Origin of the sequence: Amycolatopsis sp. NPDC001319 (assembly GCF_042896185.1) — a bacterium.
GTDB lineage: Bacteria > Actinomycetota > Actinomycetes > Mycobacteriales > Pseudonocardiaceae > Amycolatopsis.
Genome location: NZ_JBIAWY010000011.1, coordinates 213,952 through 234,387 on the forward strand (window position 1 = coordinate 213,952; position 20,436 = coordinate 234,387).

A 20,436-nucleotide genomic window follows, 5' to 3' on the forward strand; every position below is an offset into this window, starting at 1 on the left:
GGTTTCGCGATGTGCCGCGAACTTGTTGTCGGCAGTGGCGTTGAGGATCAGGCAGACAAGGCCGCTCGTCGAATACCGTTCGGTATTGCAAGCCCCCACGACCGAAGCCCGTCTCCGCGGACTTTTCCCCACTGTCGGCACTTATCCCGTTGCGCTCCGATAGCGCGGAGCCCCCGACGCCCCACCGCGTCACCCACACAGCGGATCTTTGCGAAAAATTGAGAAATGCCGTTTTTCAGTAACACCCCTACCCTCCTGATCTTGGGCCATTACCCGACCTGGGCGAAACGGGCACTGGTTCTTCATCGCTTCACCATTTCTCGTCCATGATCGCGATTTCCGGGCTAGGGTGAGCCGTTCGTTTTCGCCTTCGGCCCGAGGGGGAGCAGAGTTGAGCGGCCCGTACGGATCTCCAGCGCAGCAGCGGTCAGGTCCCGCGCACGGGGAACCGCCGGCGCGGCGCGGGCGTCCGTCCGGGGCGACGGCGTTGGTCGCGGCGCTGCTGGGGCTCGTGGCGGCCGGGGCGGCGGGCTACCTGCCGGTGACGTTGTTCATCGACATCCCTTCGGGGTTCAGTCTCGGCGACCTTCCTGTGTGGACACTCGTGGACCTCGGCGGTTACCTGGGCGCGGGCCTCTTCCTGCTCGTCGGCGCGCTCGCCGCGATCTTCCGCGCCACCGCGGGCGCCGTGCTGCTGATCCTCGGCGCGGTGATCGCCATCGGCGCGATCCTGCTGGAGCCGACGCTCGGCAACGGCGGCTACGCGGCCTACTTCGAGGCCGTCTTCGCGCTGAACGCGTTCGCGGACGTCGACCGGGCCGTGCTGGTGGTGCTGGCGCCGCTGGTGCTGGTGCTGGCGGCGCTGCGTCCGACGTTCTCGTATCTCAGGTACCGGACCTACGCGCCCGGACAGTGGTGATTTTCGCCCCGCAAACGTCTCCAGCCTGGCACGATACGAGGACATCTCCCCGCAGCCGGTGGGGGCCGGATTCCCGAGGACTTCCGTGAGCTATCCCCAGAACCCCGGCCAGGGGCAGAATCCGCAGCAGCCGTACGGCCAGCAGCCCTCCGGCCCACAGGCCTTCCCCGGTCAGCAGCCCTACGGCCAGCCGTACCCGGGCCAGCAGCCGGCGCCCTACTCCGGTCCGCAGCCCATGCCGGGGCAGCCGTATTCGGGACCGCAGCCGGTGCCCGGCCAGTACCCCCAGCAGTACGGTCAGCCGAGCCAGCCGTTCCCCGCGTACCCGGGCGGACCGGGCATACTGCAGCAGAAGCCGGGCGGCGGAACCGCGATCACCGCGGCCGTGCTGGCGATCCTGGGTGGCATCGTCGCGCTGCTCGGGGTGATCAGCTCGATCGTCGGACTGGCGACGTTCCACGGGACGGAGATTCTCTTCATCATTTCGCTGGTCGTCGACCTCGCGCTCGCCGGCCTGCTGCTCTACGGCGCCATCGCGCTGATCATGCACAAGCCCGCGGGCCGGATGTGCGTGATCATCGGCTGCGGCGTCTCGATCGCGTTCTCTTTGATCTCGGTGATCCTCAGCGCGGCGGGCGCCACCGCTCTCGGTTCGTCGGCCGAGTTCCTGGGCGTGGGCATCGCCGGCGCGCTCGTCGGGCTCATCCCGCCGGTGGCCACGCTGGTCCTCGCGATCGTGAAGCCGACCCAGCTGTGGGTCGGGCTCGGCGCGCCGGCGCAGCCGCAGTACCCGGGCACCTACCCTCCGCAACAAAGCTGGTGACGAACGGTCCCGCCGGCGCACTGCGGGACCGCACCGGCGGGACCTGCGACGACAGGTCCAGGCAAGCGTGAATTCCATCCCACCTGGCGGGATTGTCGGTACCGGGCCGTACCCTGGAACCATGGTCGACGACTACTCCGTGCTGGGTTTCGAAACACGCGCCATCCACGCCGGGCAGCAGCCCGATCCGCGGACGGGCGCCGTCATCGTGCCCATTTACCAGACGTCGACCTACGCGCAGGACGGCGTCGGCGGCACCCGCGAGGGTGACTACGAGTACTCGCGCACGGCGAACCCCACGCGCACCGCGCTGGAGCAGGCTTTGGCCTCGCTGGAAGGCGCCCGGCACGCGCTGGCGTTCGCGTCCGGCATGGCGGCGTCCGACGCGGTGCTGCGCACGACCCTGCGCCCGGGCGACCACCTGGTGCTGGGCAACGACGCATACGGCGGCACGTTCCGCCTGATCGACAAGGTGCTGAGCCTCTGGGGCATCGAGCACACCGTCGCCAACCTCGCGAACGTCGACGAGGTCCGCGCCGCGCTGCGGCCCGAGACCAAGCTGATCTGGTGCGAGACGCCCACCAACCCGCTGCTCGGCATCGCCGACATCGCCGCGCTGGCCGGCGTGGCCCACGACGCGGGCGCGCGGCTGGTCGTCGACAACACCTTCGCCACGCCCTACCTGCAGACGCCGTTGGCCCTCGGCGCCGACATCGTGGTCCACTCCACGACCAAGTACCTCGGCGGCCACTCCGACGTCGTCGGCGGCGCCGTGCTCACCAACGAGGACGAGGTCCGCGAGCAGCTCTTCTACCTTCGCAACGCCGCCGGCGCCGTCCCCGGCCCCTTCGACGCGTGGCTCACGCTGCGCGGCCTGAAGACGCTGGCCCTGCGCATGGAGCGGCACAGCGACAACGCCGAGCTGATCGTGCAGACGCTCGCCAAGCACCCGAAGGTCTCGAAGGTCTACTACCCGGGCCTGCCCGAGCACCCCGGCCACGAGGTCGCGGCCAAGCAGATGCGCCGCTTCGGCGGCATGGTGTCCTTCCGCCACGCCGACGGCGAGCAGGCCGCGCTGGAAGTCGCGTCGCGCACCAAGCTCTTCATCCTGGCCGAGTCCCTGGGCGGCATCGAGTCCCTCATCGAACACCCGGGCCGCATGACCCACGCCTCCACGGCGGGCTCCACGCTCCAGGTCCCGGACGACCTGCTGCGCCTCTCCGTCGGCATCGAGGACGGCACCGACCTGGTTGCCGACCTCACGGCCGCGCTGGGCTGAGTCTGCGTTCTCGCGAAACCCCGTGCCACTCTGTCGTGGTGCGGGGTTTCTGCTGTGGCTTGCTCGGTGGCCACATCCCCGGCGTCTTCGGCAGGGCTCCGGCAAAGTCTTGTGGCGTGGTTGCAGGGCCCGCGGCATCGGGCCTCATGCCCGCCATCCTTGATCGGTTGAACCCGCGCATCACCCCGGGCGCGAGTCCGGAATGGGCCATGCACCTGCGTGACTCCTGTGTCAGGTACCAGACCCGTGTGACCGACACGGTGTTCGCCGTTCCGTGGCCTTGATTCTGATCCTGGCCGCAGTCGCGGAGCACGCTCGTTCGCCGCGATCGGCGAAGGGGCCGCGGATGCCCGCACCACGTGCTGGCGTTGCTGGCCGCGATCGGCATCAGGGCGGGTAGGTCGCCCGGACGAGGCGACCGTGCGCCGGGTGACTGGCCGGCTCGCATCTCGGCGATTTCCTCGGCTATCCCGCGATCGAGTTCCCGCACGCGACTCATGCGCTTCTCATCGCACGCCGCACCACCCACCACACCAGCGGCGAACACACCACCCACACCGCGATCGGGATCACCACCATCACTGGCCAATGGGCCCACCCCAGCCGCCTCAGCCCTTACGCCCGCGGCTACTGGCACACCCAAAGCACACTCTGCTGGATCCGCGACGTCACCTACACCGAAGCCCACTCGCTCGCCCGCGCCAAACCCAGCGTCAGAGCCGCCCCGCGCCACCTCGCCACCAGCGCACTCCGCCACACCGACTGAACCAACACCCTCACCGGGATACGCCACATGACCCGAGGCACAAGCCGTCACTCACCCCACCCGGCAATCGGCCCTCACCACCACAACAGCGTTGCCACACCCCCGCCCTCCTCGGGGGGACTGCCCTGCTCCAGTTTACCGAGGTCACGGGCACAAAATTGGCGATCAGGAAATTTGTGGACAACTCGCGGCCGGCGGGATCTGCTGTGGATAACTCAGGTGTACCTCGGACGGCGCGTGCCTCTGGGCGGCCGGCGTGACGGTGCCGCGGACGCGGACCTCAGCACGCAAGAACCCGCGCCGATCAGCGGCCGCGGGGTTCCAAAGGGAGGTCCAGACCCGTCAGGGCCGGTAGCTGCTCGGCTGCGGACCGGCCGTGTGCATCGAGTGGTGGACGGCCTCCTGCTGCTCGGCGGGCGCGGCCGGGAGCTCGGAGCCGTCGATGCAGCCGCCGACGAGCTCGACGTGGTTGTCGTGGCGGATGTACTGGGGGTGGCCGCCGCAGCCGGCCGCGTCGACGGTGAAGTAGGCGGCGCCGGTGAGGGCGAGGGCGGAGGCGACGCCCAGCACGAGGGGCAGGACACCGGCCGAACGGGTCGCGCGCGTCCCACGAGCGGTCGTGGCGTTTTTCGCGCGGGCCATGGTCGCACTCCCTGATCACGTGTGGTTGCCGTTATCAGAGTACCGGTCCCGCGGCGGTGGCACCTCGGCCATCCGTCGGTGGCATCATCGCGACCTATGGAACTGGTCAGCATCGAGCGGATCGAGGAGGCGCGCAAGCTCCTCGAGGGCATCACCAGGGTGACCCCCATGGAACACGCCCGTGACCTGCGGCGCCTACACGGCGGCCCGGTCTACCTCAAGTGCGAAAACCTGCAGCGCACCGGCTCGTTCAAGATCCGCGGCGCCTACACCCGCATCCACGGCCTCACCCGGGAGGAACGCGCCCGCGGCGTCGTCGCGGCGAGCGCCGGCAACCACGCGCAGGGTGTGGCGCTGGCGTCGTCGCTGCTGGGGATCTCGTCGACGGTCTTCATGCCGCTGCGCGCGCCCCTGCCGAAGCTCGCGGCCACCCGCAGCTACGGCGCCGACGTGCACCTCCACGGCGCCGTCCTCGAAGAGACGCTGGCGGAGGCCATCGCGTTCTCCGAGCGCACGGGGGCGGTGTTCATCCACCCGTTCGACCACGTCGACGTGATCGCCGGGCAGGGCACCGTCGGCCTGGAGATCCTGGAGCAGGTGCCCGGCGCGAAGACGGTGCTCGTGGCCACGGGCGGCGGCGGCCTGGTCGGCGGTGTCGCGGCGGCGGTGAAGGGGCTGCGGCCCGACATCCGCGTGGTCGGCGTGCAGGCCGAGGACGCCGCCGCGTACCCGCCTTCGCTGGCGGCCGGCTCGCCCGTGCGCCTGCGCGAACTGCACACGATGGCCGACGGGATCGCGGTCGGCGAGCCGGGCCCGGTCAGCTACGCGCACGTGTCTTCGCTGGTCGACGACGTCGTCACGGTCAGCGAGGAGTCGCTGTCCCGCGCGGTGCTGCTGTGTCTCGAGCGGCGCAAGCTCGTGGTCGAGCCCGCCGGCGCCGCGACGGTCGCCGCGCTCATGCAGCACCCGGGCGCCTTCGAGCCGCCCGTGGTGGCGATCCTGTCGGGCGGCAACGTCGACCCCGTGCTGCTCCAGCAGATCATCCAGCACGGCATGACGGCCGGCGGCCGCTACCTCAAGCTGCACCTGCGCGTGCCCGACCGGCCCGGCTCGCTCGTCTCCGTGCTGACGTGCGTGAAGAACCTCGGCGCCAACGTCCTCGACGTCGAGCACTCCCGCATCTCCGGCAGCCTCGCCCTCGGCGAGGTCGACGTCGCGCTCGCCCTGGAAACCCGCGGCCCCGAACACTGCAAGGAGGTCGAGGCCGCCCTCGCCGACGCCGGGTTCACCATCGTGCCGTGACCGTCCTCAGTGGACTGGCGGCTCCCCGGTGACCGCCGCCAGCGCCAGCTGCCGCGCCGGCTCCCCGACCTCGGGCACCTCGAACCGCCGCCCGCGAATGTGGCTCAGCAGCTCCGGGTCCGGCGCCACGGCGTGCTCCCGCAGGTAGTACGCGACGGCGCCGGGCCACACCCAGCTGCCATCCGTCCGGAACGTCAACGGCACCACGTCCACGCGCCCCGGATCGAACGCGTCGACGTCGAAACTCCGCGACGCCAACACCGCCGGCGCGGACTCGAGGTAGGCCAGCACCCGCTCTCGCTCCGCCTCGGCCAGCGCCTCCCGCTCGACCACGGGCCGCCCGGCGTCGTCGAGCCCGTCGTAAACCCGCGGCGTCCGCATCCCGGCCACCGTCGTCGCCGGCGGATCGGCGACGCCGGGCTCGACCGTCGCGACGGGGCCGGCCGATTCCTCGGGAGCGGCAGCGGCTTCCGGAGTGGGGACGGCCGTGTCCGAGGGTAAGGGGGCTGAGTCCTCGGTCGCCGGTACAGGCGCGGACAAGTCCTCTTGCCGAATCGCGGGCTCTTCGCCGCCGTCCGTTGGCAGTGGCGCGGAAGCGTTGTTCTCCGGCGGAGGTGAGGGAGCCGCGTCCGCGCCAGTGGCCGCCGCGGCTGCCTGGCGTGGTGTGGCAGGTGCATCGGCGGGAAGGGGCGGCGTGGCGGGCGGTGGTGCCCCAGCCGGGCCCGTGTACGCAGTCGGTGCACGGTCGGGCGGGGACGGGGGCGGGGGTGTGTCGGGCGTCCAGGGCGCCGGGAGGGGTGGCAGGCCTGCGCGGGTGCGCAGCCAGGGTGGGATGAAGGCATCCGAGCGGGGGAAGAAGCGGAGTTCGTCCTGGAAGCCGAGTTGTGGGGGTGGGCGGCGCCACAACGGTTCGACGTCGGGGCGGAAGTCGAGGCGAGGTGGGTGCTGAGGGGTGAACACGAGTGTCGCGCTGAGCCAGGTGCCGCGGCCGCGGCGGTACATGCCGCCGCGGAGGACGGCGAGGAGGCGGACGGCCTCGGGGTGCGGGCGGGCCGGGTAGTCGCGCCCGTCCGGGGCCGTGGTGACGACGTCGGCCTCGACGTGGCGCCCCACGGCCCGGTACTCGACCCGCAGCTGCCGCCACCCCGGTGGCACGGCCGAGGCGCACGCCTGGCCGATCCGCTGGACGAGGTCCTGCTGCTGGGCCGGGCTCAGGGGTACCGGCGGTTGGCTCAAGGCGTCTCCCCGCGGTGGTGTCAGTTGCCGGCGGCGGCGAGCCGCTCGCGGAACCAGTCGGGCATGAACTCCTCGGTGCGGGGGAACCGCTCCTGCTCGATCGCGAACTGCTCCGCGGCCGGGTACGGGTCGAAGTCCGGCTCGTTGCGCCAGTTGTACTGGATCGTGAACCGGCTCGGCGGCTCGATGCCGAAGCGCGCGGAGAACCACGTTCCCTCGCCCTCGGTGTACATGCCTCCGCGCAGGCGCTGGAACATCTTCCACACGTCGACCGGCGGATCCCACGGGCGGAACGTGCCACTGGGATCCTTCACCCCGACGGCGACGTCGACGTTGCGACCGACCATGCGGTAGTCGATCATCACCTGCTGCCAGCCCGGCGGCAGGGCTTCGACCACGGCCGTGGTGATCTCACCCAGCAGCTCGTTCTGCTGGATCGGGTCCAGCTCCGGCCACTTGAACGGCATCGGTGGTGTCCTCCTGATCGTTCGGACTTTTCGGGCGGCCCCATCATGGCACGGGGCCCGTGGTCACTCCTGGGCCCGCAGGCGGTCCTGCTCGCCGCCCTCGTCGAGCAGCTTTCGCAGCCATGCCGGCACGTGCTCGTCGTCGCGCGGGTACGCCTCCAGATCACGCGTGAACGCGCTGGGGTGCAAGGGCGGCCACCAGTTCGGGTCGCCGTCGAGGTCGTAGGTGAACTCCGGCGACGACTCAGGGCGCAGCACGACCTTCGCGGAAAACCATGTGCCACGGCCGGGTTCGTACATGTCGTCGCGCAGCGCGCGGAACGCGGCCTTCACCGGCGCGGGCAGCTCCATCGAGCCGGGGGAGCCGTCGCGCATCCGGACCTGCAGCGCGAAGTCGTTGGCCACCACGGTCGCCGACACCGTCAGCACGATCTCCGCCCACCCGGACGGCGCCGCGTTCGCCAGTGCCGCCGCGATTTCAGCGGGAACGGGATCGGTCACTGTACTGCCTGTTCTTTCCGAAGTTGATGTCCGCGGGGTTGTTCGGGAACTCGCGCTCCTTGGTCACGCGCGAGATCTCCACGGTTTTTCCGTTCTCCAGCACGACGTGCCCGTTGGCGTCGGTCTTGTAAACCACTTCCTGCCAGCGCATGGTGACGCTCTCCGGCACGCCGTTGCTGTCGCCGTGCATGGCGACCTGGTAGTTCTGGAGGTCCTGGCCCTCGGTGTTCGCGAACTTGCCGAGCTCCGTCTCCTGGTTGCGCCACGAGGCCTCGTGGATCCACCCGTCGCGGTAGTTGCCGCTGTTGGACGCCGCCATCTGCGGGTGCATGTTGACGTACTCACCCGGCCCGCCCATCTCGTTGGCCGCGAGGTGCCCGCCCGCCCAGCGCACCTTCTCGTACTTGTCGCCGTATTCGGGGTGGTCGGCGAACGCCTCCTTGCCCTCGCCGCCGGACCGGTTCTGGGAGTTGGTGTCGCGGTAGGTGTCGTTGCGGCCGTCGAAGCTCGGGTCGCCCGTCATCGCGTCGGGCTTGCCGTTCTCGCCGATGTGGAAGGTCCACGACTTGTCCGCGTCGTGGAAGTTCGGCACGCGGTACTGCGCGCCCGGGATCAGCGGGTAGCGCAGGTCGGGGTTGTGGTTGGGCGATGACGTGCCGGGCGTCGCCTCGACGTGCGTGATGTGGCCGTCGGCGTCGGTGTAGAACCGCGTGGTGGCACCGTTTTCGTACGACACGCGGTACTCGGCGTGGCCCGCCAGCGGACGCTCGTCGTGCAGCGTCTGCGGCACGCCGTCCGGGTCCGGGTCGGCGTTGCTGGTCCGAGCGGGTACGTCGTCGAGATCGCGCGGCGAGTCGACGTCCGGGTGGCCGTCGCGGTGGCGCGGGCCGGCGAACTCGGAGTCGTCGGGCCGGTCCCAGTCCACGAACCGCCGGTCGAACTCCGGGGAGTCCGGGTTGTACGTGCGGGTCGCCGGCGGGAGGTCGAACTCCTCCTCCGGAACGCCCCCGTTGGCGTCGTCGTCGCCCCGCGCGTGGGCGCTGTCGGCGTCGACGTCGTGCGGGTCGTGGTGGTGCGACTCCGGCGCGAAGCCGTCCTGGCCGGCGTGGTGCGACGTGCCGTCCGGGTGGTGCACGGACCACTCGCCGTCCGGCGGGATCCGCGGCCGCATCCGGCCGTCCGGCCCGATTTCGTAGTCGGACGAGAAGACCCGGCCGTTCGCGTCGGTCCACGCCGGTTTGGTCGGCGCCATGACGTCGGTGTCGAGCTCGCGCGAGAGCCGGTTGGCGAAGTCGTTGGAGCCGGCGTCGCAGCCGATCAGGCGGATGGGGCGGCCGTCGTAGTCCGCGTTGTGACGCAAGACGTCGGCGAACTCCTCCGGCGTGTAGTGCCGGTCGCCGATGCGTGCGTGCCCGTCGGACGTCACGTGCACGTCGACGGTGTAGCGCCCGTCCGGATCCGGCTGCACGCGGTGGGGGAGGTCGCCCATGTCCGTGTCGCCGCGGTGGTACGAGCTGCCCGCCGGCGTGCTTTCCGAGTGGTGCTGGTTGACCTCGTCCGGTGTCAGGGGTTCGTCGTCGTGGTGGTGCGGCCCGCCGTCGTGGTCGGGCGTGTCGTGGTGGTCGGACGGATCGTGGTGGTCGGCGTTGTCGTGATGATCGGCGGCGTCGTGGTGATCGGTGTTGTCGTGGTGCTCTGGTGAACCGTCGGTGTCGTGGTGCGGAGCGCCGTCCTCGGGCTCGTTGTGATGGGGAGCCCGATCGTCGGGGTCACCGTGGCGCGGGGTCCGGTCGCCGGGCTTGCCGTCGGGAGTCTGATGTGGACTGTCAGCCTCCGGGCGGGTCGCGGTCGGCGAGCCACCACGCGCGGCGGGCTCCGGAGTGTCACTCGGCCGCCGCGGCCCGCCCGCCGCCGGGTCGCCCGGGCGGCGCGGCCCGTCGGGGCTCTGGGGCGAGCGCGGGTTCGGCTCACTCGGGCGGCGCGGCGAACCCGAGTCGGGCCGCCGCGAGGAGGGCTCGGGTCCCTCACCGGGCCGCCGCGACGAAGGCGCGCGATCGGGACCGGTGCGCGGACCTGAGGGTTCCGGAGTACGAGCGCCGGGGCTGCCCGGGGTACCGGTCCAGCCACCGCCGCTTCCGGGCCGGGCTGCCGGCGTGCCACCGGGGACGCCACCGGACGGCGAACCGGCCGGCGCACCACCCTGCGGCGGCAGGCCGCCCGCGACAGGTTGGTTCGGCGCGGTGGAGCCCGACGGACCGGCGCCATCGCCGGTGCGCGGCGCGGGAGCGCTGGGCGCCGGCTCGTCGACCTTCGGCGGCGCGTAGCCCGCGGCCGAGGTCGAGCTGTCGCCCGAGCTCTGGTGCGAAGACGGCGAGCTGCTCCCGGAAGAGCCACCACCGGAGTGGGCCGGGGCGCCGCCGCCGGACCCGCCGCTGCTGTGCGGCGTCGAGCCACCCGACGGTGAGCCGCCGGACGGTGAGCCGCCGGACGGCGAGTTGCCCGCGTGCGCCGAGCTGGGCGCGTCACCGGTGTGGGCGCTCGGCGCGTCGCCCGTGTGCGAGGGCGCGGAACTGCCGCCACCGGACGGCGAAGAGCTGCCCGCGTGGCTCGGCGAGCTCGACGAAGAACCGGCGTGGCTCGGCGACCCGCCACCGGACGGGCCGCTGGTGCTGTGCGGCGCGGAGCCGCCGGACGAGGGCGAATCGCCGCCGAACGTCGACGCGGAGTTGTCACCCCCGGCGTCGTGGGTGCCGTTGCCCGTGCTCCGGCGCGACGAATCACCGGAAGAACCGTCCCTTGTGGAGGGACCGCCGTCCGGGCTCGACGACGCGGAGTCCCCGTCACCGGAGTGCGAGCCGTCGGCGTCCGAGTCGCCGGAGTGCGAGCTCGCGGAATCGGAGTCACCGGACCGCGAATCGCCGGAGTCCGGATCACCGGAGTGGGAACTGTCGGCCTCCGAGTCCCCGGAATGCGAGCCATCCGGGCTGTCCGAACCCTCCCCGCCGGGCGAGTCCCCGTCGGAGCCGCTGTGGTGCGAACCACCGCCGGCGCCGCCACCGCCCGTGTGGTGGGCGAACCCGCCGGCCTTGATGTTCTTCGTGCTGATCACGTCGAGGCCCGTGACCTTGCCGGCCAGCTTGCCCAGGATCTTGATGATCTTCGTGAAGACGTCGGCCAGCTTGCCGAGCAACGGCGACACCCGGCGCATCGTGTCGCACAGCTTGGTGAGCAGCCCGCTGATCTTCTCGCCCCACTTGGAGATCGCCGTGACGGCCTGCGCGACCACCAGCGGCGTGCCGAAGCCGAGGGAGAAGACCTCCTCCATGACCCACGAGATCAGCTTGCCCACCAGATCGGCGATCAGCTGCCGCACGGTCTCCCGCACGAACGACACGACCTGGCCCATGATCATCGTGACGGTGCCGATCGCACTCGCCACGGTCGCGGCCCCGCCAAGGGCCTCCGCGCACTCCGCCGCGCCCTTGCGGTACGCGTCGGCCGCGTCGCCGGTCCACTCCGCAGTGCCGGTCTTCACCGCGTTGGCGTAGTCGGCCTGCCGGTCCTGCAACGCTTTCGCGACGTTGCCCCAGGTGTCCGCATAGGACTGGATCACGGGCGGGTTGCCCGCCACCGAGTCGAGCATGTCCTTCAGCGGCTGCACGTGCTCCATGAGGAACGACGCCACCGACGACATCAGGTAGCCGAACGGGTCGATCGCCGCGCCCGCGATCTCGCCCGCGAGGCTGAGCACCCCGAGGCCACCCGAGACCCAGTCGCCGTCCTTGATGCCGTTGAACGCGTCCATCGCCGACTCGGCGACGCCGATGCCCGTGGCGTAGCCGTAGTCGCCGTTGCCCGCCGTGAGCGGCCCGGGACCGTCTCCGTCCTGCTTCGCCTGCGCGACGAGCGGGTTGCCGTCGGCCATCAGTCGGGCACCTTCGTGGAGGCGATGGCGTCGGTCGTGCCGGTTTCGTAGGTCTCGTACGCCTGCGCGGCGTTGCGGACCTTCTGCGCCTGCGCGTCCATCGCCGTGACGGTGTTCTGCAACGCGTTGATGCCGAACTCCTCCACCGGGTCGAGCATGGCGCGGAACGGCTGGCAGAGGATGCCGTACGCGTCGGTGGGCATGCTGACCTGGTTCGCGGCGTCGACGGCCTGGCGCAGCCCGTCGCTGATCCCGTCGAGCTGGCGCGCGTGCGCCTCGAGGTCGCTGCCGACCTCGTATCCCTTAGGTGCCATGGTGTTTCATCCCCCAGGATGGCTGTGCGAAACCGGAATCAAGAAAGGATCGAACCGCCGAAGTCATCATCGTCGTCGGACGTCTCGGCCCGGCGACGACGCGGTGGCGGTTGCGGCGCCTGCTGCCGAGGCGGTGTGGCCGGTGGCGGGGGAGGCGGGTCGTTGTCCTCGGGTCCGAACCGGTGCACGGGCGCGGGCGGCGGAGGTGGCTCTTCCGGCGGCGGCGCGGGGAACGTGCTCTTCGCGTCCTCCACGAGCTTGTCCCCGGTGGCGTCACTGCCCAGCGTCTCGCTCGCAACCTGTTGCAGCAGCTCGGGAATCCGCGCCTGTGCTTTCTGCACGAGCTGCATCACCTGCGCCGACACCTCCGCCATCCGCTTGCCGCTGGCGGACTCGGAGATCACGAGGTTCTTCAGCAGCCCCTTGGCATCCACGGTCACCTCGACCGTGCCGTCCTTCGCTCGCTCGGTCACGGTCTGGCCCTGCATGCGGTCGGCCATCGCCTGGTAGCGCGCAGCCGTCTCCTGCAGCTGCCGCGTCCAGCCGTCCACCATGCGCTGGCTGGCGTCGACGCCGTCCGACATCGGGCCCCCATTCCTCTCGAGCCGACTTCCCCACAGTGACGGATCCGGCCCGCCCCAGGTTCCGGTGCCGTCCGAATTGATCCGATCGGCCCAGTTTGCCATCCGGGTCAACCGGTCTCGCCGGCACCTGAATCGACTGTACGTGCCCGCACCGACACAAAACGTGGCAAGCGGCCCGCCCGCGACTTTTCGTCGCGAACGGGCCGCTCGTACCACTCAATCCTTGACAACCACGCCGATCAGGGGTTTCCTGTGGCGCCGCAAGGCGTCCGAGATTGCCTCGGCTGTGTCCGATGGCGTCAGAGATTGCCTCGCCGCTCCTGCTCCCGCTCGATCGCCTCGAACAGCGCCTTGAAGTTCCCCTTCCCGAAGCCCAGCGAACCGTGCCGCTCGATGAGCTCGTAGAACACCGTCGGCCGGTCGCCGATCGGCTTCGTGAAGATCTGCAGCAGGTACCCGTCCTCGTCTCGGTCGACCAGAACCTTGTGCTCCTGCAACGTTTCGATCGACACCCGCACCTCGCCGATGCGCGCGCGCAGCTCCGGGTCCTCGTAGTAGGAGTCCGGCGTGTCGAGGAACTCGACGCCCGCGGCCCGCATCGCGGTGATCGTGGCGATGATGTCGTTGGTGGCCAAGGCGATGTGCTGGCAGCCGGCGCCCTCGTAGAACTCGAGGTACTCGTCGATCTGCGACTTCTTCTTCGCCACGGCGGGTTCGTTCAGCGGGAACTTCACGCGGTGGTTGCCGTTGGACACGACCTTGCTCATCAACGCGGAATAGTCCGTTGCGATGTCGTCGCCGACGAACTCCGCCATGTTCACGAAGCCCATCACGCGGTGGTACCAGTCGACCCAGTAGTCCATCTTGCCGAGCTCGACGTTGCCCACGCAGTGGTCCACGGCTTGGAACAGGCGTTTCGGCGCGCCTTCCGGCCGCCTCACCGTGCTCTCGCGCGCCTCGAACCCGGGCAGGTACACGCCGTCGTAGCGCGACCGGTCGATCAGCGAGTGGCGGGTTTCGCCGTACGTCGCGATCGCCGCCATCCGCACCGTGCCGTGCTCGTCGGAGACGTCGTGCGGCTCCTCGAGGATCGTCGCGCCCTGTGCTCGGGCGTGCGCCACGCACTTGTCGACGTCGGTCGTCTCCAGCGCGAGGTCGCTCACGCCGTCGCCGTGGCGGCGGTGGTGGTCGAGCAGCGGCGAGTCCGGCCGCACGCCGCCGGTGATGACGAACCGCGCCGAGCCCGACTTGAGCACGAACGCCTTGCGGTCGAAGCGGCCCGTCTCCGGCCCGGAGTAAGCGACGAGCTGCATGCCGAACGCGACCTGGTAGAACCACGCGGTCTGCGTCGCGTTGCCGGCGACGAAAACCACCGCGTCGAGAGCCTTGACCGGGAACGGGTCGTTGGTGGCGTCGTGCTCGACGAGCCCCACGAGCTGACGGAGCTGGTCGAAGCTGACGTCGTCGAGTGCGCCCTGCGGATCCATGGTGTGGGTCATGCCGAAAGCATGGGTCCGCCACGGCAAGTTGAGCAACGGTCACCGAATTCACTGGACAATGTGCTCAGCGAAAACCCGTAAGCTGCGGTCAACGTGGACAACCTGCGCAGGGAGGAACCGTGCTCGACTCGCTCGACGCCCGGCTGTTGCTGCTGCTCACCGACTCGCCCCGGCTGGGGGTGCTGGAGTGCGCGCGCCGCCTCGGCGTCGCGCGCGGCACGGTCCAGGCGCGCCTGGACCGGCTCACCGAACGCGGCATCCTCGGCGGCTTCCCGCCCGAGCTGGACCTCGCCGCGATGGGCTACGGGCTCACCGCGTTCGCCGTGCTGGAGATCGCGCAGGGTCGGCGCGGCGGCGTGGCCGAGGCGCTCGCCGCCATCGAGGAGGTGTGCGAGGTGCACGCCACCACCGGGCAGGGCGACCTGTTCGTCCGGCTGGTGGCGCGCGACAACGACGACCTGCAACGCGTGATCGACGAGGTGGTCGGCGTGGACGGGGTGCTGCGCACGTCCACCTCGATCGCCCTGTCCACGCCGGTGCCGCCGCGCGTGCGTCCGCTGCTGGAACGTACGGCGCGCGGTTAGAACGCGTCGAGCGCGTGCGCGAGGTACCGCTTCGCCGAACGCTGCACGACCTCGTGCCCGTCACTGCGCACGATCCGGTCCCACCACGCGCCGTAGATCGCGTCGAACGCGTACGGCTCCAGCAGTTCGGCCGCGCGGCGCACCACGCTCGGCCGTTCCGGGATCAGGTTCGGGTAGCTGTACATGAAACCGACGTGGGTGCGGTCGGGGATGACCTGGACGATGTCGCCCGCCAGCAGGGCCCCGCGGCCGTCTTCACCCGCCGGCCAGTGGAGCACCGTGCCGCCGGTGAAGTGCACGCCGAGGTTGATCAGCCGCAGGTCGTCGGCCACGTCGAGGGTGGTGCCGGACCAGAGCCGGATCGACGGGTCGGGGCGGCCGATCCACTCCTGGTCGCCTTCGTGCAGGTAGATCGGCGCGTCGAACGCGTGGGCCCACTCGACCATCGTCGTGTAGTAGTGCGGGTGGCTGATCGCGATGCCGGTGATGCCGCCGAGTTCGGTGACCTGCTGCACCAGCGCGTCGTCGAGGTACGCCGCGCAGTCCCAGAGGAAGTTGCCGGAGGCGGCCTGCACGAGCAGTGCGCGTTGCCCGATCGCGAAACCGGGCTCGGAACCGATGCCGATCACGCCCGGTCCCTGCTCTTCGACGCGCGGGCGGTACTCGCCGCTCGACCGCAGCGTCGCGAGGTCGGTCCAGGCCTGGCCGGTGAGCGGGACGTACTGGCGTTCGTCCTCGCAGATCGGGCAGTCGTCGCGGGGTCCCGGGTATTGCATTCCGCAAGCGCGGCACATCGGTTCGGTGCTCATCGTGGCCTCCCAGTGGTGTTCAGGGGCCACGCTAGTCGCGTACCCGGCTCTCGCGAGCCGGGTACGCGGAGACCGCGGTGGGTCAGGCCTCGCTGTAGGGCACGGCCTTGACCAGCGTCACCTGCTGGGTACGGCCGTTGGGCAGCTCGTACTCGCGCGACTCGCCTTCCTTGGCGCCGAGCAGGGCCTTGCCCAGCGGCGACTCCGGGGAGTACACGTCGAGCGCGCCCTCGGCGCCCTCTTCGCGGGTGGCGAGGAGGAACTTCTCCTCGTCGTCGTCGCCCGCGTACTTCACGGTGAGGACCTTGCCGGGACCGGCGGTGCCGTCGTCCTCGGGCGCCTCGCCGACCTTCGCCGAACGCAGCAGTTCCTGCAGGTGGCGGATGCGCGCCTCGGCCTGGCCCTGCTCCTCGCGCGCCGCGTGGTAACCGCCGTTTTCCTTGAGGTCTCCCTCTTCGCGGCTGTCGTTGATGCGCGCAGCGATGACCGGACGATTCTCGATCATTTCGTCGAGCTCGTGCTTGAGCCTGTCGTAGGCATCCTGGGTCAGCCAGGTCACCTTGTCGCTCACGGTCACCATCTCCTCGTCGGGCCTGCCAGGCTTGGGTGTTCAAGCCGGCCTCCGCACGGGCTCACTGCGCCCGCACGGCTGGGATAAAGGAAAAACACGGCCCGCCTCGGGCCGTGCTGGTGTGTCAGCTTATCACGGCAGGGTGCAGCGACGCCGGTCCATTCCACGGCGCGCGGGCACTCGCCGCGCATTTCACCCCGTTGGCCGCTATGGGGTTGACATGTAACGTGGTATGGAGTACGAGCAGCCGTACACGTCGGCTGTCACCGGTTCCCCGATGCTCTTCACCACCGTGCTCACCCGGCTGTGGCCGGCCCCGGCGGGAACCAGCACCTCTTTCCGGCCGCTCTCGGAGCCGGACCTGTCCTGCACCCGCACGACGCACACCCCGGCTTTGTCGGGGTCGTCACGCGTCACGTTGATGGTGATCTGCATCGCGTTGCCCGGGCGGGGTTCGAACGCCACGCGCTCCGCGTCGATCGACGTCTGGCCGAGGTTGACGTAGGCGATCCACGCCACGGCGAAGCCCGCGACCACCGCGATCGCGGTGAAAACCCAGCGCTTCCAGCGTTTCGACCCCGTCTTGCCCGCCGACCCGTACCGGTCCGCGGGCGGCGCCGGACGGGCGTCTCCCTCGGCGGTTGCGGTCTCTCCGGTCTGCAAGTCCGGGCCTCCGGTCGTTCTTGTCGTACCCGCGGGGACAATGGGGGGAGCCCGCCTGGGGGCACCACCTGTCGTCGAGTATCCGCGAGCCGTTCCGGTGGCGTGGAGCCGGGGCAGGGTACGACGGAATAACGGGACACGAAAGGGTCGTTCGGAACATGGTGCGAGCTGACGAGCTGATGACGAGCGACCGCGCCTCAAACCTGCGTCTCATGGCGGTGCACGCGCACCCGGACGACGAGTCCAGCAAGGGCGCCGCCACGATGGCGAAGTACGTCGCCGAGGGCCACGAGGTCATGGTCGTGACGTGCACGGGCGGTGAGGCGGGCAGCATCCTCAACCCCGCCATGGACCGGCCCGAGGTGCTGGCCAACATGGCCGAGATCCGGCGCGACGAGATGGCGCGGGCGGCGAAGATCCTGGGGGTGAAGCACCGCTGGCTCGGCTTCGTCGACTCGGGACTGCCCGAGGGCGACCCGCTGCCGCCGGTGCCGGAGGGCTCGTTCGCCGTGGTGCCGCTGGAGGAGTCCACCGAGGCGCTGGTGCGCGTGGTGCGGGAGTTCCAGCCCCACGTGCTGATCACCTACGACGAGAACGGCGGGTATCCGCACCCGGACCACATCCGCACCCACGAGGTGTCGATGGCGGCCTTCGACGCGGCGGGCGACCCGAACCGGTTCCCGGACGCCGGCGACCCGTGGCAGCCGCTCAAGCTGTACTACGTGCACGGCTTCTCCAAGGCCCGGATGATCGCGTTCGACACGGCGCTCAAGGCGGCCGGCCTGCCCTCGCCGTACGAGGAGTGGCTCAAGTCCTGGGACCCCGACCGGGCCGACATCATGGAGCGGGTGACCACCCGGATCGAGTGCGGTGAATACTTCGAGGTGCGCGACGAGGCGCTGAAGGCGCACGCCACGCAGATCGACCCGACCAGCCGCTGGTTCGCGGTCCCGCTCGAGATCCAGCGCGAGACGTGGCCGACCGAGGAGTACGAGCTGAACCGCTCCCTGGTGGACAGCACGCTGCCGGAGGATGATCTGTTCGCCGGCATCAAGGAGAAGGTGAGTCCATGAGTTTCGGTGTGCCGGCCGTCGCGGTCGCCCCGCTGACGGCGTCGGCCCTGTTCCTGGCCCAGCAGCCCGACAGCGGTGACAACGGCGGCCAGGGTGAGGACTTCGGCAAGTCCTCGCCCGTCGGCCTGCTGGTGCTGATCCTGTTCCTGATCGCGGTCGCGTTCCTCATCCGGTCGATGAGCAAGCACCTGAAGAAGGTGCCGGCGAGCTTCGACAAGGAGGAGGCGTCCTCCGAGGGTTCCGACACTTCGGGCGAAAAGCCTTCGGACGACGCGGGCGAGCAGGTCGAGGCGAAGGTCGCCGAACCGGCGGACCCGGCGCGGGCCAAGTCCGACTGACCCTGCCCGCCGGGCGGGTTCGCCGACGGGCCTGACGAGGCCCGGCGAGCGCCGTGCCACCCTGGTGGCATGGCGAACCGACTGGCGGACGCGACCAGCCCGTACCTCCTGCAGCACGCGGGAAACCCCGTCGACTGGCGCGAATGGGGGCCCGAAGCGCTGGCCGAGGCGCGTGAGCGCAACGTGCCGATCCTGCTGTCGGTCGGCTACGCGGCGTGTCACTGGTGTCACGTGATGGCCCACGAGTCCTTCGAGGACGAGGGCACCGCGGCGCTGATGAACGCGCACTTCGTGAACATCAAGGTCGACCGCGAGGAGCGGCCGGACATCGACGCGGTCTACATGGCCGCCACCCAGGCCATGACCGGCCAGGGCGGCTGGCCGATGACCTGTTTCCTCACACCCGAGGGTGAGCCGTTCCACTGCGGTACCTACTACCCGCCGACGCCGCGGCCGGGCATCCCGTCGTTCGGGCAGCTGCTCGTGGCCGTCTCGGAGGCGTGGACGGAGCGGCCGGAAGACCTGCGCGAGGGCGCGCAGCGGCTGATCGGGCACCTCACCGAGCAGAGCGGGCCGTTGCAGGCCTCGGCGGTGGACACCGGCGTGCTGGCCGGCGCCGTGGAGAAGCTCGCGGCCGAGGTGGACCCCGTCCACGGTGGGTTCGGCGGCGCGCCGAAGTTCCCGCCGTCGATGGTGCTGGAGTTCCTGCTGCGCCACCACGAGCGCACGGGCTCGTCCGAAGCGCTGTCGCTCGCTTCGTCGACCGCGGAGGCCATGGCCCGCGGTGGCATCCACGACCAGCTCGCCGGCGGCTTCGCTCGGTACTCCGTGGACGCCGAGTGGATCGTGCCGCACTTCGAGAAGATGTTGTACGACAACGCTTTGCTGCTCCGGGTTTACGCCCATTTGGCGCGGCGGGGGTCTCCGTTCGCTCTGGGTGTCGCCGAGGGGATCGTCCGGTTCCTGGAGGCCGATCTGCTGACCGCGGAGGGCGGCTTCGCGGCTTCGCTCGACGCGGACACCGAAGGCGTCGAGGGTCTCACTTATGTCTGGACGCCGGCCGAGCTGCGCGAGGTGCTCGGGGACGAGGACGGCGTATGGGCGGCTTCGGTGTTTTCGGTGACGGAGTCCGGGACGTTCGAAAAGGGCTCGTCGACCCTGCAGCTGCCGGGTGATCCGGAGTCCACTGACCGGTTCGAGCGCGTCCGGCAGGCGTTGCTGGCCGCGCGGGCTTCGCGGCCGCAGCCGGCGCGGGACGACAAGGTGGTGGCCGCGTGGAACGGTCTCGCCATCACCGCGCTCGCCGAGGCGGGTGTCGCGCTGGAGCGTCCACAGTGGATCGAGCTGGCGCGCGGAGCGGCTTCGCTGCTGCTGTCCACGCATCTCGTGGACGGCCGGCTGCGGCGCAGCTCGCGCGACGGTGTGGTGGGCGTGCCGGCGGGCGTCCTCGAGGACTACGCGTGCCTGGCCGACGGGCTGCTCGCCCTGCACCAGGCGACAGGCGAGCCGCGGTGGCTGGAGGAGGCTTCGCGGCTGCTGGACCTGGCGTTGACGCACTTCGCTTCGGACGTCGTTGGCGCGTACCACGACACCGCGGACGACGCGGAAACGTTGGTGCAGCGCCCTTCCGACCCCACGGACAACGCGAGCCCTTCGGGAGCATCGGCGTTGGCGGGAGCGTTGCTGACGGCTTCCGCGCTGGGCGGGTACGAGCAGGCCGCGCGGTATCGCGACGCGGCCGATGCGGGGTTGCAGCGTGCCGGCCTGCTGATCGGCCGGGCGCCGCGGTTCGCCGGGCACTGGCTTTCGGTGGCTGAAGCGGCGCAGTCGGGGCCGGTGCAGGTGGCCGTCGTCGGGGAGGACCGGGCGGCGTTGATCGCAGCGGCCGCGCGACAGATCCACGGCGGCGGTGTGGTGCTGGGTGGCGCTCCGGACGCGCCCGGCGTGCCGCTGCTGGCGGACCGCCCGCTGGTGGACGGCGCTGCGGCGGCGTACGTCTGCCGCGGCTACGTCTGCGATCGCCCGGTGACCTCGGCGGAGGACCTGCTCGCGCAGCTCTGAGTTCCGCCCCTGGTGAACACTGCCCTGCCCGACGTGTATTCGGCGTAGCTTCAGTAGCGAGGTAATCATGTAATCGCGCA

Annotated in this window: 19 protein-coding genes; 8 read left to right on the forward strand and 11 right to left on the reverse strand. The window is 70.6% G+C overall.

The annotated features are described in order from the left end of the window. Nucleotides 1-391: 391 nt before the first annotated feature. From ACFY1H_RS36415 to ACFY1H_RS36425, 3 genes are all read left to right on the forward strand, one after another. Entirely contained in the window at nucleotides 392-919 is a 528-nt protein-coding gene (locus ACFY1H_RS36415; protein ID WP_386954130.1) for a hypothetical protein, read from the forward strand. An 85-nt stretch (nucleotides 920-1,004) separates the two neighbouring features. Continuing rightward, entirely contained in the window at nucleotides 1,005-1,742 is a 738-nt protein-coding gene (locus ACFY1H_RS36420) for a hypothetical protein (RefSeq protein ID WP_386954133.1), read from the forward strand. Nucleotides 1,743-1,863: 121 nt separating this feature from the next. Beyond that, nucleotides 1,864-3,021, forward strand: coding sequence for a cystathionine gamma-synthase (locus ACFY1H_RS36425; RefSeq protein WP_366579916.1), 1,158 nt, complete (start codon nucleotides 1,864-1,866; stop codon nucleotides 3,019-3,021). A 1,108-nt stretch (nucleotides 3,022-4,129) separates the two neighbouring features. Here the strand turns inward: ACFY1H_RS36425 and ACFY1H_RS36430 are convergent. Continuing rightward, nucleotides 4,130-4,429 (reverse strand): hypothetical protein, encoded by a 300-nt coding sequence (locus tag ACFY1H_RS36430; protein ID WP_366579914.1) that lies wholly within the window; start codon nucleotides 4,427-4,429, stop codon nucleotides 4,130-4,132. Between the two features lie 96 nt (nucleotides 4,430-4,525). On the opposite strand from ACFY1H_RS36430, the gene ilvA reads away from it, so the two are divergent. Next, nucleotides 4,526-5,731, forward strand: a complete 1,206-nt coding sequence (ilvA, locus tag ACFY1H_RS36435; RefSeq protein WP_386954137.1) for a threonine ammonia-lyase — start codon at nucleotides 4,526-4,528, stop codon at nucleotides 5,729-5,731. A gap of 6 nt (nucleotides 5,732-5,737) precedes the next feature. Here ilvA and ACFY1H_RS36440 read toward each other — a convergent pair whose 3' ends face one another. The 7 genes from ACFY1H_RS36440 to hppD form a co-directional block, all read right to left on the reverse strand. Then, nucleotides 5,738-6,535, reverse strand: coding sequence for a ferredoxin (locus ACFY1H_RS36440; RefSeq protein ID WP_386954292.1), 798 nt, complete (start codon nucleotides 6,533-6,535; stop codon nucleotides 5,738-5,740). A gap of 452 nt (nucleotides 6,536-6,987) precedes the next feature. Next, nucleotides 6,988-7,434 carry a hypothetical protein gene (locus ACFY1H_RS36445; protein ID WP_285972541.1) on the reverse strand — a complete coding sequence of 149 codons (447 nt, stop codon included), beginning with the start codon at nucleotides 7,432-7,434 and terminating at the stop codon, nucleotides 6,988-6,990. A gap of 63 nt (nucleotides 7,435-7,497) precedes the next feature. Continuing rightward, entirely contained in the window at nucleotides 7,498-7,935 is a 438-nt protein-coding gene (locus ACFY1H_RS36450) for a hypothetical protein (protein WP_386954140.1), read from the reverse strand. After that, on the reverse strand, nucleotides 7,913-11,860 hold the full coding sequence (locus ACFY1H_RS36455) for a hypothetical protein (RefSeq protein ID WP_386954143.1): 3,948 nt from the start codon (nucleotides 11,858-11,860) through the stop codon (nucleotides 7,913-7,915). Before ACFY1H_RS36455 ends, ACFY1H_RS36450 begins: the two co-directional genes overlap by 23 nt. Further along, complete coding sequence (locus ACFY1H_RS36460) at nucleotides 11,860-12,174, reverse strand: type VII secretion target (protein WP_366579906.1); 315 nt, start codon at nucleotides 12,172-12,174, stop codon at nucleotides 11,860-11,862. The genes ACFY1H_RS36455 and ACFY1H_RS36460 overlap by 1 nt, the downstream gene beginning before the upstream one ends. 38 nt (nucleotides 12,175-12,212) lie before the next feature. Further along, the gene (locus ACFY1H_RS36465) at nucleotides 12,213-12,758 is read right to left on the reverse strand and encodes a YbaB/EbfC family nucleoid-associated protein (RefSeq protein ID WP_386954146.1); all 546 of its coding nucleotides are present in this window, start codon (nucleotides 12,756-12,758) and stop codon (nucleotides 12,213-12,215) included. A gap of 299 nt (nucleotides 12,759-13,057) precedes the next feature. Further along, complete coding sequence (gene hppD, locus ACFY1H_RS36470; protein WP_386954149.1) at nucleotides 13,058-14,257, reverse strand: 4-hydroxyphenylpyruvate dioxygenase; 1,200 nt, start codon at nucleotides 14,255-14,257, stop codon at nucleotides 13,058-13,060. 119 nt (nucleotides 14,258-14,376) lie between these two features. On the opposite strand from hppD, the gene ACFY1H_RS36475 reads away from it, so the two are divergent. Beyond that, entirely contained in the window at nucleotides 14,377-14,841 is a 465-nt protein-coding gene (locus ACFY1H_RS36475) for an Lrp/AsnC family transcriptional regulator (protein ID WP_326838059.1), read from the forward strand. Here the strand turns inward: ACFY1H_RS36475 and ACFY1H_RS36480 are convergent. From ACFY1H_RS36480 to ACFY1H_RS36490, 3 genes are all read right to left on the reverse strand, one after another. Beyond that, a complete protein-coding gene (locus ACFY1H_RS36480; protein ID WP_366579899.1) occupies nucleotides 14,838-15,650 on the reverse strand; it encodes an MBL fold metallo-hydrolase in 813 nt (270 codons plus the stop codon). The two genes, ACFY1H_RS36475 and ACFY1H_RS36480, sit on opposite strands and share 4 nt — an antisense overlap. Before the next feature lie 82 nt (nucleotides 15,651-15,732). After that, entirely contained in the window at nucleotides 15,733-16,230 is a 498-nt protein-coding gene (greA, locus tag ACFY1H_RS36485) for a transcription elongation factor GreA (RefSeq protein WP_360594206.1), read from the reverse strand. A 198-nt stretch (nucleotides 16,231-16,428) separates the two neighbouring features. Continuing rightward, nucleotides 16,429-16,884, reverse strand: coding sequence for a DUF4307 domain-containing protein (locus ACFY1H_RS36490; protein ID WP_366579897.1), 456 nt, complete (start codon nucleotides 16,882-16,884; stop codon nucleotides 16,429-16,431). Between the two features lie 158 nt (nucleotides 16,885-17,042). On the opposite strand from ACFY1H_RS36490, the gene mca reads away from it, so the two are divergent. The 3 genes from mca to ACFY1H_RS36505 all read left to right on the forward strand — a co-directional run bounded on the left by mca (nucleotide 17,043) and on the right by ACFY1H_RS36505 (nucleotide 20,356). After that, nucleotides 17,043-17,957, forward strand: a complete 915-nt coding sequence (gene mca / locus ACFY1H_RS36495) for a mycothiol conjugate amidase Mca (RefSeq protein WP_386954154.1) — start codon at nucleotides 17,043-17,045, stop codon at nucleotides 17,955-17,957. Next, the gene (locus tag ACFY1H_RS36500) at nucleotides 17,954-18,295 is read left to right on the forward strand and encodes a hypothetical protein (RefSeq protein WP_366579894.1); all 342 of its coding nucleotides are present in this window, start codon (nucleotides 17,954-17,956) and stop codon (nucleotides 18,293-18,295) included. The genes mca and ACFY1H_RS36500 overlap by 4 nt, the downstream gene beginning before the upstream one ends. Nucleotides 18,296-18,364: 69 nt before the next feature. After that, complete coding sequence (locus tag ACFY1H_RS36505) at nucleotides 18,365-20,356, forward strand: thioredoxin domain-containing protein (protein WP_386954157.1); 1,992 nt, start codon at nucleotides 18,365-18,367, stop codon at nucleotides 20,354-20,356. Nucleotides 20,357-20,436 lie beyond the last annotated feature (80 nt).